The organism is Streptomyces sp. NBC_01537 (assembly GCF_045040445.1).
Lineage (GTDB): Bacteria > Actinomycetota > Actinomycetes > Streptomycetales > Streptomycetaceae > Actinacidiphila.
The window spans coordinates 3,845,268-3,859,924 of record NZ_CP109392.1; the positions used below are offsets into that span (position 1 = coordinate 3,845,268).

9 protein-coding genes are annotated in these 14,657 nt (G+C 72.2%); 1 reads left to right on the forward strand and 8 read right to left on the reverse strand.

Translation table 11 applies throughout. The features are described 5' to 3' along the window. Position 1 precedes the first annotated feature (1 nt). The 7 genes from OG607_RS17530 to OG607_RS17560 all read right to left on the reverse strand — a co-directional run bounded on the left by OG607_RS17530 (position 2) and on the right by OG607_RS17560 (position 12,410). Entirely contained in the window at positions 2-1,774 is a 1,773-nt protein-coding gene (locus tag OG607_RS17530) for a GMC family oxidoreductase N-terminal domain-containing protein (RefSeq protein WP_405724112.1), read from the reverse strand. A gap of 15 nt (positions 1,775-1,789) precedes the next feature. After that, positions 1,790-3,385 carry a succinic semialdehyde dehydrogenase gene (locus OG607_RS17535; protein ID WP_405724113.1) on the reverse strand — a complete coding sequence of 532 codons (1,596 nt, stop codon included), beginning with the start codon at positions 3,383-3,385 and terminating at the stop codon, positions 1,790-1,792. 55 nt (positions 3,386-3,440) lie between these two features. After that, positions 3,441-5,081 (reverse strand): serine/threonine-protein kinase, encoded by a 1,641-nt coding sequence (locus OG607_RS17540; protein WP_405724114.1) that lies wholly within the window; start codon positions 5,079-5,081, stop codon positions 3,441-3,443. A gap of 24 nt (positions 5,082-5,105) precedes the next feature. Further along, a complete protein-coding gene (locus tag OG607_RS17545) occupies positions 5,106-6,992 on the reverse strand; it encodes a protein kinase (protein WP_405724115.1) in 1,887 nt (628 codons plus the stop codon). An 81-nt stretch (positions 6,993-7,073) separates the two neighbouring features. Beyond that, positions 7,074-8,873, reverse strand: coding sequence for a protein kinase domain-containing protein (locus OG607_RS17550; protein WP_405724116.1), 1,800 nt, complete (start codon positions 8,871-8,873; stop codon positions 7,074-7,076). A 134-nt stretch (positions 8,874-9,007) separates the two neighbouring features. Further along, positions 9,008-10,606: a serine/threonine-protein kinase gene (locus tag OG607_RS17555; protein WP_405724117.1), complete on the reverse strand. Its 1,599-nt coding sequence runs from the start codon at positions 10,604-10,606 to the stop codon at positions 9,008-9,010. 97 nt (positions 10,607-10,703) lie between these two features. Continuing rightward, positions 10,704-12,410 (reverse strand): glycerol-3-phosphate dehydrogenase/oxidase, encoded by a 1,707-nt coding sequence (locus OG607_RS17560; protein ID WP_405724118.1) that lies wholly within the window; start codon positions 12,408-12,410, stop codon positions 10,704-10,706. Positions 12,411-12,601: 191 nt separating this feature from the next. Between OG607_RS17560 and OG607_RS17565 the strand changes: the two genes are divergently transcribed. Continuing rightward, positions 12,602-13,858, forward strand: a complete 1,257-nt coding sequence (locus OG607_RS17565) for a nucleotide sugar dehydrogenase (RefSeq protein ID WP_405724119.1) — start codon at positions 12,602-12,604, stop codon at positions 13,856-13,858. Positions 13,859-13,883: 25 nt separating this feature from the next. On the opposite strand, the gene OG607_RS17570 is transcribed toward OG607_RS17565, so the two are convergent. Beyond that, a complete protein-coding gene (locus OG607_RS17570; RefSeq protein ID WP_405736858.1) occupies positions 13,884-14,600 on the reverse strand; it encodes a polyprenol monophosphomannose synthase in 717 nt (238 codons plus the stop codon). Positions 14,601-14,657 lie beyond the last annotated feature (57 nt).

The following is a 14,657-nucleotide window of genomic DNA, read 5'->3' on the forward strand; positions in this document are numbered from 1 at the left end:
CCTACCCCTTCGGCGGCACCTTGGGCACCGGCAGCAGCGGCAGGCGCAGCGCGCCGAACGCGTCCTCGGGGACGGCGGGCCGGCGGGGCTCGACGGCCGGGAGGCGTACGTAGGTCTCGCCCTGGGCGGGGCGGGGGTCGGGGTCGCCGCGGTTGGGCCAGAGGGCGGCGGCGCGTTCGGCCTGGGCGGTGATGGTCAGCGACGGATTCACGCCGAGGTTGGCGGAGACGGCGGCGCCGTCGACGACGTGGATGCCGGGGTGGCCGAAGAGGCGGTGGTAGGGGTCGATGACGCCGTGGTCGGGGTCGGCGGCGATGGGGCAGCCGCCGAGGAAGTGGGCGGTGAGGGGGGTGCCCATGAGTTCGCCGATGTTGCTGCCGGGGAAGCCGTTGATGTCGTCGGCGATGATGCGGGCGGCTTCGGCGCCTTCGGGGATGAAGTCGGGGTTGGGGGCGCCATGGCCCTGGCGGGCGGTGAGGAGGCCTTTGCCGAGGCCCTTGGGCTTGCGGTAGGTGGTGAGGGAGTTGTCGAGGGACTGCATGACCAGGCCGATGATGGTGCGCTCGGACCAGCGGTAGTTGGACAGGGAGCGCAGGGTCAGCACTGGGTGGCGGGCGGAGTTGACCAGGTAGGCGAGGCCGCGCGGGAGGCGGGTGCCGTGGGGGACCTGGAGGATGGCGAGGCCGCCCATGGCGTTGGAGCCCTTGCCGTAGCGGACGGGCTCGATGTGGGTGTTGGCGTCGGGGTGGATTGAGGAGGTGATGGCGACGCCGCGGGTGAAGTCCGGCTTCCCGCCGTGCTTCTTGCGGTAGCGGCGGTCGGTGGTCTGGGAGCCGACCAGGGCCTCGGAGTTGGTGCGGGTGAGGTCTCCGAGGCGGGCGGAGATGCCGGGCAGGCGGCCCGTGTCGCGCATGCGGTGCAGCAGGCTCTGGGTGCCGTAGGTGCCCGCGGCGACAACCACGTACTGCGCACGCAGCGTTCGGGGCTTGGACTTGCGCCTGCGGTCCGTGCGGACCGTGGTGACGTCGTAGCCGCCTTCGGGGTTCTCGGAGAGCGCGGTGACCGTCGTCATGGGGTGGATGACCGCGCCGGCCTGCTCGGCGAGATGGAGGTAGTTCTCGTTGAGGGTGTTCTTCGCGCCGTGGCGGCAGCCCGTCATGCACTCGCCGCACTCCAGGCAGGCGCGGCGGGAGGGGCCGGCGCCGCCGAAGTAGGGGTCGGCCACCTCTTCGCCGGGCGCGGCCTTGGCGTCGCCCTCGGCGTCCTTGCCGTCGCCGAAGAACACTCCGACGGGGGCCAGATGGAAGGACTCGCCCACGCCCATCTTCTCGGCGGCCGCCTTGAGGTGGACGTCGGAGGGGGTCATGGTGGGGTTGATGCGCACGCCGAGCATGCGCTGCGCCTGGTCGTAGTACGGCTTGAGCTCTTCCTGCCAGTCGGTGATGCCGGCCCACTGGCGGTCCTCGAAGAAGGCCTTGGGCGGCACGTAGAGGGTGTTGGCGTAGTTGAGGGAGCCGCCGCCGACGCCCGCGCCGGCCAGGATCATGACGTTGTTGAGCAGGTGGATGCGCTGGATGCCGTACAGGCCCAGGGCGGGGGCCCAGAGGTAGTCCTTGATGCGCCAGGAGTTCCTGGGCAGGCTGTCGCGCGTGAAGCGGCGGCCCGCCTCGAGGACGCCCACCTTGTAGCCCTTTTCCGTCAGGCGCAGGGCGGATACGGATCCGCCGAAGCCGGAGCCGATGACGATCACGTCGTAGTCATAGCCGTACGGCACTGTACGGACCTCCTGTCAGCGCAGCCGGAAGGCTTTCATCGCGCGAAGCGAACGGCTCATGAAGGCGGCGTACTGCTCGTCGTTCATGCCGAGCGAGGGCGCCAGGGGAAGCAGGCGCTGGGTGGCCACGGTCTGGGCCTCGGTGTACTTCAGGATGCCCTCGGAGCCGTTGCGGCGGCCGAGGCCGGATTCGCCCATGCCGCCGAGCGGGGACTGGATGCTGCCGTAGGCGGAGGCGTAGCCCTCGTTGACGTTGACGGTGCCGGAGTGGAGGCGGGCGGCGATGCGGGCGCCGCGGCGGGTGTCCTTGGTCCAGACGGCCGCGTTGAGGCCGTAGGGCGTGTCGTTGGCGCGGTCGACGGCCTCGTCCTCGGTGGCGAAGCGGTAGACGGAGACGACGGGGCCGAAGGTCTCCTCGTCGCAGACGGCCATGGGGGCCTCGACGCCGTCCAGGATCGTGGGCTCGTAGAAGAAGGGGCCGATGTCGGGGCGGGGGCGGCCGCCGGCGAGTACCTTGGCGCCCTTGGCCACGGCGTCGTCGACGTGGCGGGTGACGGTTTCGAGCTGGCGGTCACCGGCGAGGGAGCCCATGCCGGCGCCGTAGGCGAGAGCGGTGCCGAGCTTGAGGGCGCGGGTGCGGGCGGCGAACTTGTCGAGGAAGGCGCCGGCCACCGTTTCGTCGACGTAGAGGCGCTCGATGGATTCGCAGAGCTGGCCGGCGGAGCTGAAGCAGGCGCGGACGGCGCACTCGGCGGCCTTGTCGAGGTCGGCGTCCTTGAGGACGAGCATGGCGTTCTTGCCGCCGAGTTCGAGGGAGGCGCCGACGAGCCGGGAGGCGGCACGGATGGCGACGTCGCGGCCGGTGCGGGAGGAGCCGGTGAAGGAGACGTAGTCGGCATGGTCGACCACGGCCGGGCCGACGACCGGGCCCTCGCCGATGACGACCTGCCAGACGTCCTCGGGCAGCCCGGCCTCGATGAGCTGCTCGCGGGCCCAGAGCACGGTGAGCGCGGTCTCGGTGTCGGGCTTCATGACGACGGCGTTGCCCGCGGCGAAGGCGGGCAGCGCGTCACCGGCGGACAGCGCGAGGGGGTAGTTCCAGGGCACGATGAAGCCGATGACGCCCTTGGGCTGGCGCAGCTCGGTGACCTTGGTCAGGACGGGGATGGCGCCGGTGTGGCGCTTGGGCCGCAGATAGGCGGGCGCCTTCGTGCCGTAGTGGCGGGCGGTGACTGCGACCAGCTGCACCTCTTCATGCGCATGCAGCCTTACCTTGCCGGTCTCCAGCTGGAGCAGGTCCAGCACCTCGGCCTGGCGGGCCATGACGAGGTCGTGGAACCGCAGCAGTACGGCCGCCCGCTGCCGGGGGGACGTCGCCGCCCAGGCCTTCTGGGCCTTCCTGGCCTTCTCGTACGCCGCCGCCACGTCCTGCGGCGTCGCCTCCGGCAGGTCCGCCAGCTTCTTGCCGGTCAGCGGGGTGTGGTTCGCCGTACGGCCGCTGCCGGCCACACCGCGGGTGAGCCGCGCTACCAGGTCCGGGGTGACCACGTCGGCCGCCGTACGGTTCCCTGCGGGGGCCACCGGGTTACCGCCAGTAGAGGTGTCCGTCATGGGCGTGAGGTTACGGCGGATCGCGGGCTTCTGCATACCCACCAGTAGCTTTTTTTCACGGGGTGGGCAGGAATGTGTCGCGGGCCGTGTCGAAGTATTCGCGCCCCTGTTCGGCTTTCGCCACGGGCGAGGACACCCACAGGTCGTACTGCCTGCCGCCCTCGGTCCAGCACAGGTCGTACGTGCGCCGGGCGCCGCCGCCGTCTCCGAAGCCGTCCCAGGTGAACTCCCACAGGGCGGCCGGATTCCCCTTGTGGGTGACAGAGGTGACGAATCCGTCCCGGTAGCCCTTGTACGTGCCGGGGCCGGCCTCGTGCTGCGCGGTCATGACGGCGAGCGGGCCGCCGGGGCCGGGGGCGGCGGTACGGATTCCGAGGCGGAACACCTCGCCGGAGGAGAGGTAGAAGACCCGGGGCCGCACGTAGGAGCGGGTGAAGCCGTCGGGCACGGCGAGCGAGAAGCCCTTGGGGTCGGTGACGAGGTGGTAGCCCTTCGGGACGGCCGTCGTAGGGGTCCCGCTCGGCGTGGGGGTGGGCGTGGGGCCGGGGGACGGGGTCTTCGCGATCGTGCCGGCGGTGGCCGTGGAGGCGGCGGTGGATTCGGGGTTGGACGCGGCGGTGCTCGGCGCTGTCGCGAGCTGCTCGGCCTGCCCACCCTGGTTGTACGCGAGCTCGCCGGCTGCGAGGCCGCCCGCCGCCAAGACGGCCAGCGAGGCGAGAAGCAGCCGTGCACGGCTGCGCCACGGCTTCGCGGGACCGGGAGACGGCGTGCGCACGTCGGTCGACCGGGTCGGCGCCGAGTGGGCGGAAAGGTGAGCGGACAGGGCGGCGTGGGCGTCCTGCGGCTCCGCGCACCCGCGCAGCCGCTCCTCCGCCTCGGCCGCGCCCATCCGGCGCTCCGGGTCGCGCTCCAGCAGTGCGGTCACCACCAGCAGCAACGGCCCCAGTTGCTCGGGCGGCCGGATCTCGTCGAAGACGACGGCGTGCAGCACCCCGCCCAGCGAGTCGCGGCGGAACGGCGACTGACCGCGTACGGCCGCGCACAGCAGCACGCCCACCGACCACATGTCGGACTCCGGTCCGGCCTCCTGCCCCGACATCCGCTCCGGGGCGCAGTATTCGGGTGAGCCGACGAACTCGCCCTTCTCGGTGAGGGTCGTCGTGCCCAGCATGCGGGCGATGCCGAAGTCGGTGAGCACGACCCGCCCGGTGCCGTTCTCGATCAGTACGTTGGCGGGCTTGATGTCGCGGTGCAGTACGTCATGCGCGTGCGCGGCACGCACCGCGCTGGTGACCGCGGCACCGATCCGGGCCGCCTCGCGCGGGTCGACGGGACCGTCCTTCGCGAGGATCTCGGCCAGCGAGCGGCCGTCGACGAGCTCCATCACGATCCATGGACGGCCGTCCTGCTCCACGACATCGTGCAGAACGACCACATGCGCATGCTTGATCCGCGCCGCCGTACGCGCCTCGCGCAGCGCGCGCTCGCCGCGTGCCTGCCGCTGCTCGTCCGGCATGTCCTCGTCCAGGAGCAGCTCCTTGACCGCGACCTGACGGCCCAGCAGCTCGTCCTCGGCCCGCCACACGGTGCCCATGCCGCCCCGGCCCAGCCGCCCGGTGATCCGGTAACGACCGGCTATGGTGCCGGTGAATCCCCCATCGCCGCCGAACCCGGCGGCGCCCCCGTCACTTGCCATGAGCCCATCATGCCCCAGTCGAGGTCAGCCGGAAGTGCTGTAGGTTTCGGCCGCTTTGTCGAAGTCGCGCTTGATGTCGGAGGTCTGCGAGGTCGGGCCGATGAGCATGACGACGTGGTACTTGCCGCCGCGCAGCATCGCGAGGTTGGCGGCGTAGACCTCACGGCCGCTCGACTCGCGGTAGGTGTACTCGCCCTCGGCTGCGGAGACGCCGTTCAGGTCGAGGCTGCGCACGCCGAACGCGGAGGACCAGTCGGAGGAGTGGAAGGCGTCGAGCTCGGCCTCGCCGTCGGACTGGTAGGCGATCGGGTCGCTGCCGAAGTCGGCGACGGAATCGCGGCCGGGGACGATGATGAGCTGGAGGCCGCCGCCGGTGTAGATGACCTGGCCCTTGGCGTTCTTGCCGTGCCGCGTCCAGCCGGTGGGGACGGCGACGGTGAAGCCCTCGGGGTCGGTGCGGAGCTTGAAGTCGCTGCCGAGGTCGGTGGCGGTGGGGGTGTTGGCGGGCGCGCTGCTGGTGGGGGCGGCGCTCGTCTTCGAGGCCGTGGCCGACGGGGTCGGGGTGGGCGTCGGCTTCTGCGAACCGTTCCCCGAGCCGGGGAGCTTCGCCGGAAGGGTCTGCGAGGCGTTGCCCGTGCCCCCGGCGCCGTTGGTGCCGGTGCCGTTGCCCGGCAGGAAGAGCACGGCGTACGCGACGGCCGCGACCAGTAGCAGGGCGACGGCCAGCAGCAGCGTCAGGCCCAGGCTGCGGGGGCCGCGCGAGGAGCGGGCCTTCGCGGACTTGGCGCGCTTGTGGCGGCCGTGGGAGGGGTGCAGGGGCACCGGCTCGGCGGAAGGGGCGGAGCCGGGCTTGCGCTTGCGGACCAGCTCACCGCGGCGGCGTACGATCGGCAGCTTGTGCGGGTCGTCCGCCGGCACCGGCACGGTCTGCAGACCGAGGTCGGGCTCGGGGGCGGAGCGGACCAGCGAGCGCAGCCAGCCGCGCAGCTCCTCGAAGTCGGGGCGCTCGGCGGGGTCCTGGCGCAGCAGCGACTCGACGATGGGCCGCATGGCCCCGCTGTCCTCGGCGAAGGCGGGCGGTTCGGCGCAGACCAGCTGGACCAGTTCGGCGGTGTTCTCCTCGGGGAAGGGCGGATGGCCCTGGACGCTGCGGTAGAGCAGCGAGCCGAGCGCCCACAGGTCGGCGGCCGGGCCGACCGGCGGGGCCAGTTGCCAGTTCTCGTGGACGGGCGTGGCCTGTTCGGGCGCCCAGCGCTCGGTCACCGGGCCGACGACCGTGATGCGGGCCTGCCGCGCGCGTTCCAGCTCCAGCGCGCTGTCGGGGCCCGCCCACTCGTCACCGTCACCGGGCGCGCCGGCCAGGACGTGCACGGGCACCGGGTTGTAGCCGCAGAGCGCTTCCTGCGCGGCGCCGGCCGCGAGCCCGGAGAGCATGGCCCGGCCGTCGTCGCAGACCAGCACCGTGCCGGCGGTGACATTGCGGTGCGTCCAGCCGTGCGCGTGCAGCGCGAGCAGCGCGGTGAGCACGTCGGAGCCGACCTCGGCGGCGCGGTAGGGGCTGAGCCGCTTGTCGGCAAGCAGCGCGGCCAGCGGGCGGGCGGACACCAGTTCGCTGACGATCCACAGGCTGCCGCCGTCGACGAATATGTCGAAGACCTGGACCAGTCGGGGATGATCGGGTATCGCGGCGGCCGCTCGTGCCGCCTCCAGCGCCCGGTGCGCGCTGTCACTGCCCGCGTCCTCGTCGCCCGGCTCGCCGCCGACCACCTCCGGGAGGAGGACCTGCCGGACGAGCACCTCCTGGCCGCTGTACGTGTCGAACGCGCGGGTCTCGACCAGCTCGAACTCGTCGGCCGGGGGCCTGGGCAGGCGGTAGCGGTCGGCGAGTACCCGTCCCGCGTAGTCGTCCACGACGCCTCCCCAAAGCGTCAGTTCCGGTCCGGAACCGGAGCTTTCTGTCCGCAAGGATTCACGATACGTGCTGGCGCCAGGTCACTTGGCCGGTTTGAAGGTGTCGAAGAAAGTCTTCCGCATCTTCTTGATCTTCACGCTGTTCCAGTCCGCGTCGGGCGCTATGAAGAAGATCGCGTAACCGTGGGTCGAATCGGTGACAAAGCCACGGTTGACGGCCCGCATCGTCGTGCCGCCCGAGGTGTACTTGAACTGCCAGTCGGCGACGGTGCGGTAGCCGCGCCACTCGATCGTCTTGATGGAGATCTGCTGGTAGCCGCTGAACCGGCTCGCCGCGGTCTTCGCCGACGCCCGCCAGGCCGCCGCCGCGCTCTTGCCGGGGGTTCGCGTCCAGTCCACCTGGACACGGGGGACGCTGGTGGCGCTCCCGGCGCTGAACTTCGCGCCGCCGTCGTTGCCGTCCACGTAGCCGCCCACGTGCTTCCAGCCGTCGGGCAGGGCTATGGAGAAGCCCCTGGCGCTGCTGTAGGTGGTGTAGCCGGCGGGTACGGACGCCGAGGCGGAGGCCGAGATGTACGACGAGGCGGTGGCCGATGCGGACACGGCTGCGGACCCGGACTCCGAAGCGGCGGCGGTGTTCTTCGCCGATTCGAGGGAGGCGGACCCGGTGCTCTTCACCACCGGCTTCTTGCTGCCGTCGTTGTTGTCGCCACTGGTCGCGGCCAGGTAGAACCCTATGACGGTCCCGAGGACGGCGAGTGCGACCGCGAGCGCCACGATCACCAGCGCGCGCCGCCTGCGCCCGTCCGATTCGGCCGGCGCCTGCGCAGGCAGGGGTAGGGGCCCCGGCTCCGGCGCCGGCTTTGTCTTCCGTACCGCCCGGAGCGCGCTGCGCACGCGCGCCTGGTCGGCGACCGCCTTGCGCGTGGCGGGCGGGGCGTCGGTCGGGACGGGCTGAGGGTCGACGGCCAGCGGGATGACGCGGGTCACGTCGGGGGCCGGTTCGACGGGGAGGTCCGGCGCGTTGACGATCTCGGTCAGCAGGGGCCGTACGGTGTCGTCGTCGAGGCGGTGCGCGGGGTCCTTGATGAGCAGGCCGTGGATGGCGTCGGCGAGCGGACCGGCGTTGGCCGGCTCCTTGAGCGGCTCGGTCATGACCGCGGTGAGGGTCGCGATGGCCGAGCCCCTGTCGTACGGCGGCCGGCCCTCGACGGAGGCGTACAGCAGCGCGCCCAGCGACCACAGGTCGGCGGGCGGGCCGGGCTTGTGGCCACGGGCGCGCTCGGGCGAGATGTAGGAGGGCGCGCCGACCAGCATGCCGGTGGAGGTGACGGACGGGTCGCCGTCGATCTGCGCGATGCCGAAGTCGCTGAGCACGACGCGGCCGTCGTCGGCGATCAGGACATTGGACGGCTTCACGTCACGGTGGAGGATGCCCTCCTTGTGCGCGGCCTTCAGGACGTCGAGCACGGTCAGCCCGACCTCGGCGGCGCGCTTGGGGGTGAGCGGTCCGTCCTCGCGGATCGCGTCGGACAGCGAGCGGCCCTCGACCAGCTCCATCACGATCCAGGGCCGGTCGTCCTCCTCGACGACGTCAAAGACCGTCACCGCGCCGGTGTTGCGGATCCGGGCGGCCGCATTCGCCTCGCGCAGCGTGCGCGTGATGAGCCGTCGCTTGTCGTCCTCGTCGATGTTGTGCGGAAAGCGCAGCTCCTTCACCGCGACGGTGCGGCCCAGGGTCTCGTCGAGCGCCCGCCACACCGTGCCCATGCCGCCCTTGCCGAGGACGGCACCGAGCCGGTAGCGCCCGGCGACCAGACGTCCGTCGGTGCCGCCGCCCGCGTCCGTACGGTCCCCGCCCTGCCCCTGGCCCTCGCCCATGAAATCCCTCTGCAGTCACTGAAGATGATGCGACCGGCAGGAAAGCGCGACGCCGCCCCCGCACTCCTGCTCCGGATAAGGGACCATCATCCATGACTCCGCCAGGCGATCTTGCGCACCCCCTGCCCGGTGGGTTATCCGGCGAGCCGGATTCCGGCGACCGCATTGTCGAAGACCGGCTTGTACGTGGCCCATTGGTCGTCCGGCGCGGAGAGATAGATCGCGTAGGCCGTGCCGCCCTCCTCGCCGAAGCCCAGGTCGATGGCGTGCCAGGTGCGGGTCTTGCCCTGCCAGGTGAACTCCCACAGGGCGGCCGGCTGGTCGCGCCAGCGGGTGGCGTTCATCCGCAGCCGGTGGTAAGTGTCACCAACCTGTTGCCTGGTCTGCGGTTCGAGTTCTTTCCAGCCCTGAATGGGACTCGTGCCGGCGAACTCCATGGCGCTCACCTTGAGGTCGACCGTTTTGGTGGGGTCGATGAAGTCGACGTCGCCGTTGCTGTCGGCCTGGCGGGTCCAGCCGTCGGGGACGGGGACCGAGTAGCCGCGGTCGGGTTCGTGGGCCAGGTGATAGCCGGCGGGTACGGGGGCGATGGAGGGGGACGCGGAAGCGGACGCCGTCGGGGACGGGGACCGGGAGGGGGACGGGGACTGCGACGTGGACGCCGCCGCCGAGGCGTCGCCGCCGGGCCCGGTCGCCAGATACGTCCCGCCGGCCGCGACCGCCACGACGGCGAGGGCCGCGATAAGCCAGAGGGCGGCGCGGCCGCGCCTGCGCGCGGGCGTCAGTGCGTGCGCGGCCGTCGTGCCCGTGCGCGCAGGCGTAGGGGTGGGGGTGGGGGTGGGCACGGCGGGCGGCTGCGGTTGTGCGTTCGCGACGGCGTTCCTGTGCACAGGTGCCGTCTCCGTGTCCGGCTCCGCCGCCGGGCCCCGTAGCCGCCGCTCCGCCTCCTCCGCCGACATGCGCAGGGCCGGGTCCCGTACCAGCAGCCCCGCGATCACCGGTGCGAGTGCGCCCGCGTTGCGCGCGGTCGGCACCTCGTCGGCCGCGATCGCGTACGCCGTCTCGATCGGGGTGTCCCTGCGGAACGGCGACCTGCCCTCCACCGCCTGGTACAGCGTCGCCCCCAGCGCCCACAGATCCGCCTCCGGGCCGGGCACGGCGCCGCCGGTGAGGCGTTCCGGGGACAGGAAGTCGATCGAGCCGATCAGTTCGCCGGTGCGGGTGAGCGTGGACGTCCCCGACGCCTGCGCGATGCCGAAGTCCGTGAGCACGACGCGGCCGTTCGCGGCGAGGAGCACGTTTCCCGGCTTGACGTCGCGGTGGAACACGCCCGCGGCGTGGGCCGCCCGGAGCGCGGCGATCATGCCGCGGCCGATCCGGGCCGCCTCGGCGGGGCCGACCGGGCCGTTCTTCTTGATCAGATCGCCGAGATCCGTGGCCGGCACGTACTCCATCACGATGGCCGGAACGCCCTCGTCCTCCACGACGTCGTGGACCACGACCACGTTCGGGTGGCTGATCCGGGCCGCCGAGCGGGCCTCGCGGCGGGTGCGCTCGAAGAGGGTCGCCAGCTCGTCCTCGTGCAGGTGCGCGTGCGGCGCGTGCAGCTTCTTCACCGCGACCTGCCGGCCCAGCAGCTCGTCCTCCGCGCGCCACACGGTGCCCATGCCGCCGCGGCCTATGCACTCGACGAGCCGGTATCTCCCGGCCACGAGCCTTCCCTGGTCCGACACGCCGGCCCCTTTCCCTCGCCCCTGCACGATAACCGGCCCGGGGCCGGTCGCCGCAGTGGCCTGGCCCACTCCGCAGCGGAGTCCGGGCGGCGCCCGGTCACAGCGGGACTATGTCGGGCGCCCCCAGACGCGCGGCGTCGGCCGTGAGGTCGTCCGGCTGGCGCTGGGACTCGCGCTCGGCCTCGACCCGCTTTTCGTAGTGCTCGATCTCCTTCTCCGTGTGCTCCTTCTCCCACCCGAGGACGGGGGCCATGAGCTCCGCCGCTTCCCGCGCGCTGCGCGCGCCGCGATCGAAGGTCTCGATCGAGATGCGCGTGCGGCGCGTGAGGACGTCGTCGAGGTGGCGGGCGCCCTCGTGGGAGGCGGCGTAGACGACCTCGGCGCGCAGATAGTCCTCGGCGTGGGCGAGTGGCTCGCCGAGGGAGGGATCGTCGGCGACGAGTTGCAGGACTTCCTCGGCGAGGGAGCCGTAGCGGTTGAGCAGGTGCTCGATGCGCGCGACGTGGATCCCGGCGCGGGCGGCGATGCGGGCGCGGGCGTTCCACAGGGCGTGGTAGCCCTCGGCGCCGGCGAGCGGGATCTCCTCGGTGCAGCATTCGGCCACCCGGTGGTCCAGGGCGTGGACGGCCTCGTCGACGGCGTCCTTGGCCATGACGCGGTAGGTCGTGTACTTGCCGCCGGCGACGACCACGAGCCCCGGCACGGGGTGGGCGACGGTGTGCTCGCGGGACAGCTTGCTGGTGGCCTCGGACTCACCGGCCAGCAGCGGCCGCAGGCCCGCGTAGACGCCCTCGACGTCGTCCCTGGTCAAGGGGACGGCGAGGACGGAGTTGACGTGCTCCAGGAGATAGTCGATGTCGGCGCTGGAGGCGGCGGGGTGCGCCTTGTCGAGGTCCCAGTCGGTGTCGGTGGTGCCGATGATCCAGTGCCGGCCCCAGGGGATGACGAACAGGACGCTCTTCTCGGTGCGCAGGATGAGCCCGGACGTGGAGTGGATGCGGTCCTTGGGCACGACGAGGTGGATGCCCTTGGAGGCGCGCACATGGAACTGTCCGCGCTCGCCTATCAGCGCCTGGGTGTCGTCGGTCCACACGCCCGTGGCGTTGACGATCTGCCGGGCGCGGACCTCGTACTCGCCGCCGCCCTCGACGTCCTGCACGCGCGCGCCGACCACCCGCTCGCCCTCGCGCAGGAAGCCCACGACCCGCGCGCGGTTGGCGGCCTGGGCGCCGTAGGCGACGGCGGTCCTGACCAGGGTGGCGACATAGCGGGCGTCGTCCATCTGGGCGTCGTAGTACTGGAGGGCGCCGACGAGGGCGTCCTTCTTGAGACCGGGCGCGATGCGCAGGGCGTGCCGGCGGGAGAGGTGGCGGTGGTGGGGCAGGCCGCGGCCGTGGCCGGAGGTCAGGGCCATGGCGTCGTAGAGGGCGACGCCGGAGCCCGCGTAGAGCCGCTCCCAGCCGCGGTGCTGGAGGGGGTAGAGGAAGGGCACGGGCTTGACCAGGTGGGGGGCGAGCCGCTGGGTGAGCAGGCCGCGCTCCTTGAGGGCTTCCCTCACGAGGGCGAAGTCGAGCATTTCGAGGTAGCGCAGGCCGCCGTGGATGAGCTTGCTGGAGCGGCTGGAGGTGCCGGAGGCCCAGTCGCGGGCCTCGACGATCCCGGTGGCCAGGCCCCGGGTGGCCGAGTCGAGGGCGGTGCCGGCGCCGACGACACCACCTCCGACGACAAGAATGTCGAGCTCTGTCTCCGCCATCCGTGCGAGCGCCGCCGCCCGCTCCGCCGGTCCGAGTTTCGCCGTACGCATCCGTGCCTCCGGTGCTGGGGGTCCCCGTCCCTCAAGAGTTACCCGTCGGCGGGCGGACGGCCAACGTTCCCGGCCACTCATCTGCCGCGTACATCCATCCGTGTCGGCGCGGCGCGCAGTCATATCACCTATATGTCTGGTTAGCCTGTTTTTGGAGCCATTCGGGCTCGTGTACGGAGAGGGACCGCCCCATGCCCGCAGACCTCGCTGTCATCGGACTCGGCCACACCGGACTCCCCCTCGCGCAGGCGGCCACCGCCGCCGGGCTCGGCGTCATCGGCTACGACACCCACGCACCCACCGTCGAAGCCGTCAACGCCGGCCGCGTCCCCTCCGGCGCCCTGTCCGCCGCCGACGTACGCCGAATGCTCGCCGGCGGCTTCCGGGCCACCGCCGACCCGGTCGCGCTGGGCCGGGTCCGCACCGCCGTGATCTGCGCGCCGACACCGCTGGGCGAGGACCGCGTACTGGACCTGACGGCGGTCGGGACCGCCGCCCGTACGCTCGCCGCGCAACTGCGGCCGCACACCACCGTCGTGCTCGAATCGGCCGCCTACCCCGGCACCACCGAGGGGTTCCTCCGGCCGATCCTGGAGGAATCCGGCCTGCGCGCAGGCCGCGATTTCCACCTCGCCTACTCCCCCGGGCGCGCCGACCCCGGCAACCGAGACTTCACCCTGGCCAACACCCCCAAGGTGATCGGCGGCCTCACCCCCGCCTGCACCGAGGCCGCCGCCGCCTTCTACGGGCGCTTCACCGAACGCGTCGTGCGCGCGCGGGGTCTGCGCGAGGCGGAGACCGTCAAGCTGCTGGAGACCAACTTCCGGCACGTCAACATCGCCCTGGCCAACGAGATGGCCGTCTTCTGCCACGACGTCGGGGTCGACATCTGGGATGTCATCCGCTGCGCCGAGACCAAGCCCTTCGGCTTCCACGCCTTCCGCCCCGGCCCCGGCGTCGGCGGCCACGGCGTCCCCCTGGACCCCAACTACCTCTCCTACCAGGGCCGCGTCCTCGGACACCCCCTGCGCATGGTCGAGCTGGCGCAGGAAGTCAACACGCGCATGCCGCGTTACGTCGTCCAGCGCGCCGCCGCCCTCCTCAACGAGCACGGCAAGTCCCTGCGCGGCGCGCGCGTGCTGCTCCTCGGCGTCACCTACAAGGCCGACCTCGCCGACCAGGAGGGCGCCCCCGCCCGCGAGATCGCCGCGAAACTCATCGAGCTGGGCGCGCAGATCGGCTACCACGACCCGTACGCCCCCCAGTGGCGCGTCCTGGACCGCCCGGTCCCCCGCGCCGACTCCCTGTGGGAGGCGGCGGCCGACGCCGATCTGACGGTGCTGCTCCAGCACCACCGCACGTACGACCTGCAGGGCCTGGCCGTGAAGGCCCAGCTTCTGCTGGACACCCGCGGGGCGACCCCGGTGGGGGCGGCCGCGCGGCTGTGAGCCGGCTCTGGGCCCGGCTACGGGCTCAGGCGCCGCGGTTGCGCAGCCGCAGCCGCAGCGGGACGAGCGCGGACTCGAGCTGCGTGGACAGGCTCATCTTGGAGACGCCCTCGGTGCGCTCCTCGAAGCGGATCGGGATCTCGACGCCGTTGTGCCCGCGCCGGACGGCGAGGAACTTCAGTTCCACCTGGAAGCTGTAGCCCGCGCTGTCAAGGGTGGCGAGGCCGACGTCGTGCAGCGTCTGTGCGCGCCAGAGGTTGAAGCCCGCGGTGATGTCGCGGATCTTGACGTCGAGGATCGCGCGCGCGTAGCGGTTGGCGAAGCGGGACAGGATCTGGCGGTGCCGGCCCCAGTCCTCGTCCAGGGAGCCGCCGTCGACATACCGGCTGCCGACGACGAAGCCGGCGCCGGTGGACAGGGCGGTGCCGAGCATCTGCGGTACGACATCGGCGGGATGGCTGCCGTCGGCGTCCATCTGGACCACGAACTCCGCGCCCTCGTCCAGCGCGGCGGACATGCCGGCCGCGTAGGCCCGGCCCAGTCCGTCCTTGGTGGTGCGGTGCAGGACGCTCATCCGGTTGCGACCGCCGGTGTTGGCCTTCTCCGCGAGTTCCGCGGCGATCCGCCCGGTGCCGTCGGGGCTGTTGTCGTCGACGATCTTCAGATGCAGGCCCGCGAGCGGGAGGCCGAGCACGATCTCGGCCATACGCGGCAGATTGGCCGCCTCGTTGTAGGTCGGCATGACGACCGTGATGGGGACGTCCCCCCAGGGCGCGGGGATCCGCGCCGCCGTCTCCGG

What these genes read in the sequence shown, in the direction of transcription:
- OG607_RS17570 (WP_405736858.1), bottom strand. Translation starts at nt 14,600, where the DNA reads ATGCCGACCTACAACGAGGCGGCCAATCTGCCGCGTATGGCCGAGATC.
- OG607_RS17565 (WP_405724119.1), top strand. Translation starts at nt 12,602, where the DNA reads ATGCCCGCAGACCTCGCTGTCATCGGACTCGGCCACACCGGACTCCCC.
- OG607_RS17540 (WP_405724114.1), bottom strand. Translation starts at nt 5,081, where the DNA reads ATGGCAAGTGACGGGGGCGCCGCCGGGTTCGGCGGCGATGGGGGATTC.
- OG607_RS17550 (WP_405724116.1), bottom strand. Translation starts at nt 8,873, where the DNA reads ATGGGCGAGGGCCAGGGGCAGGGCGGGGACCGTACGGACGCGGGCGGC.
- OG607_RS17560 (WP_405724118.1), bottom strand. Translation starts at nt 12,410, where the DNA reads ATGCGTACGGCGAAACTCGGACCGGCGGAGCGGGCGGCGGCGCTCGCA.
- OG607_RS17535 (WP_405724113.1), bottom strand. Translation starts at nt 3,385, where the DNA reads ATGACGGACACCTCTACTGGCGGTAACCCGGTGGCCCCCGCAGGGAAC.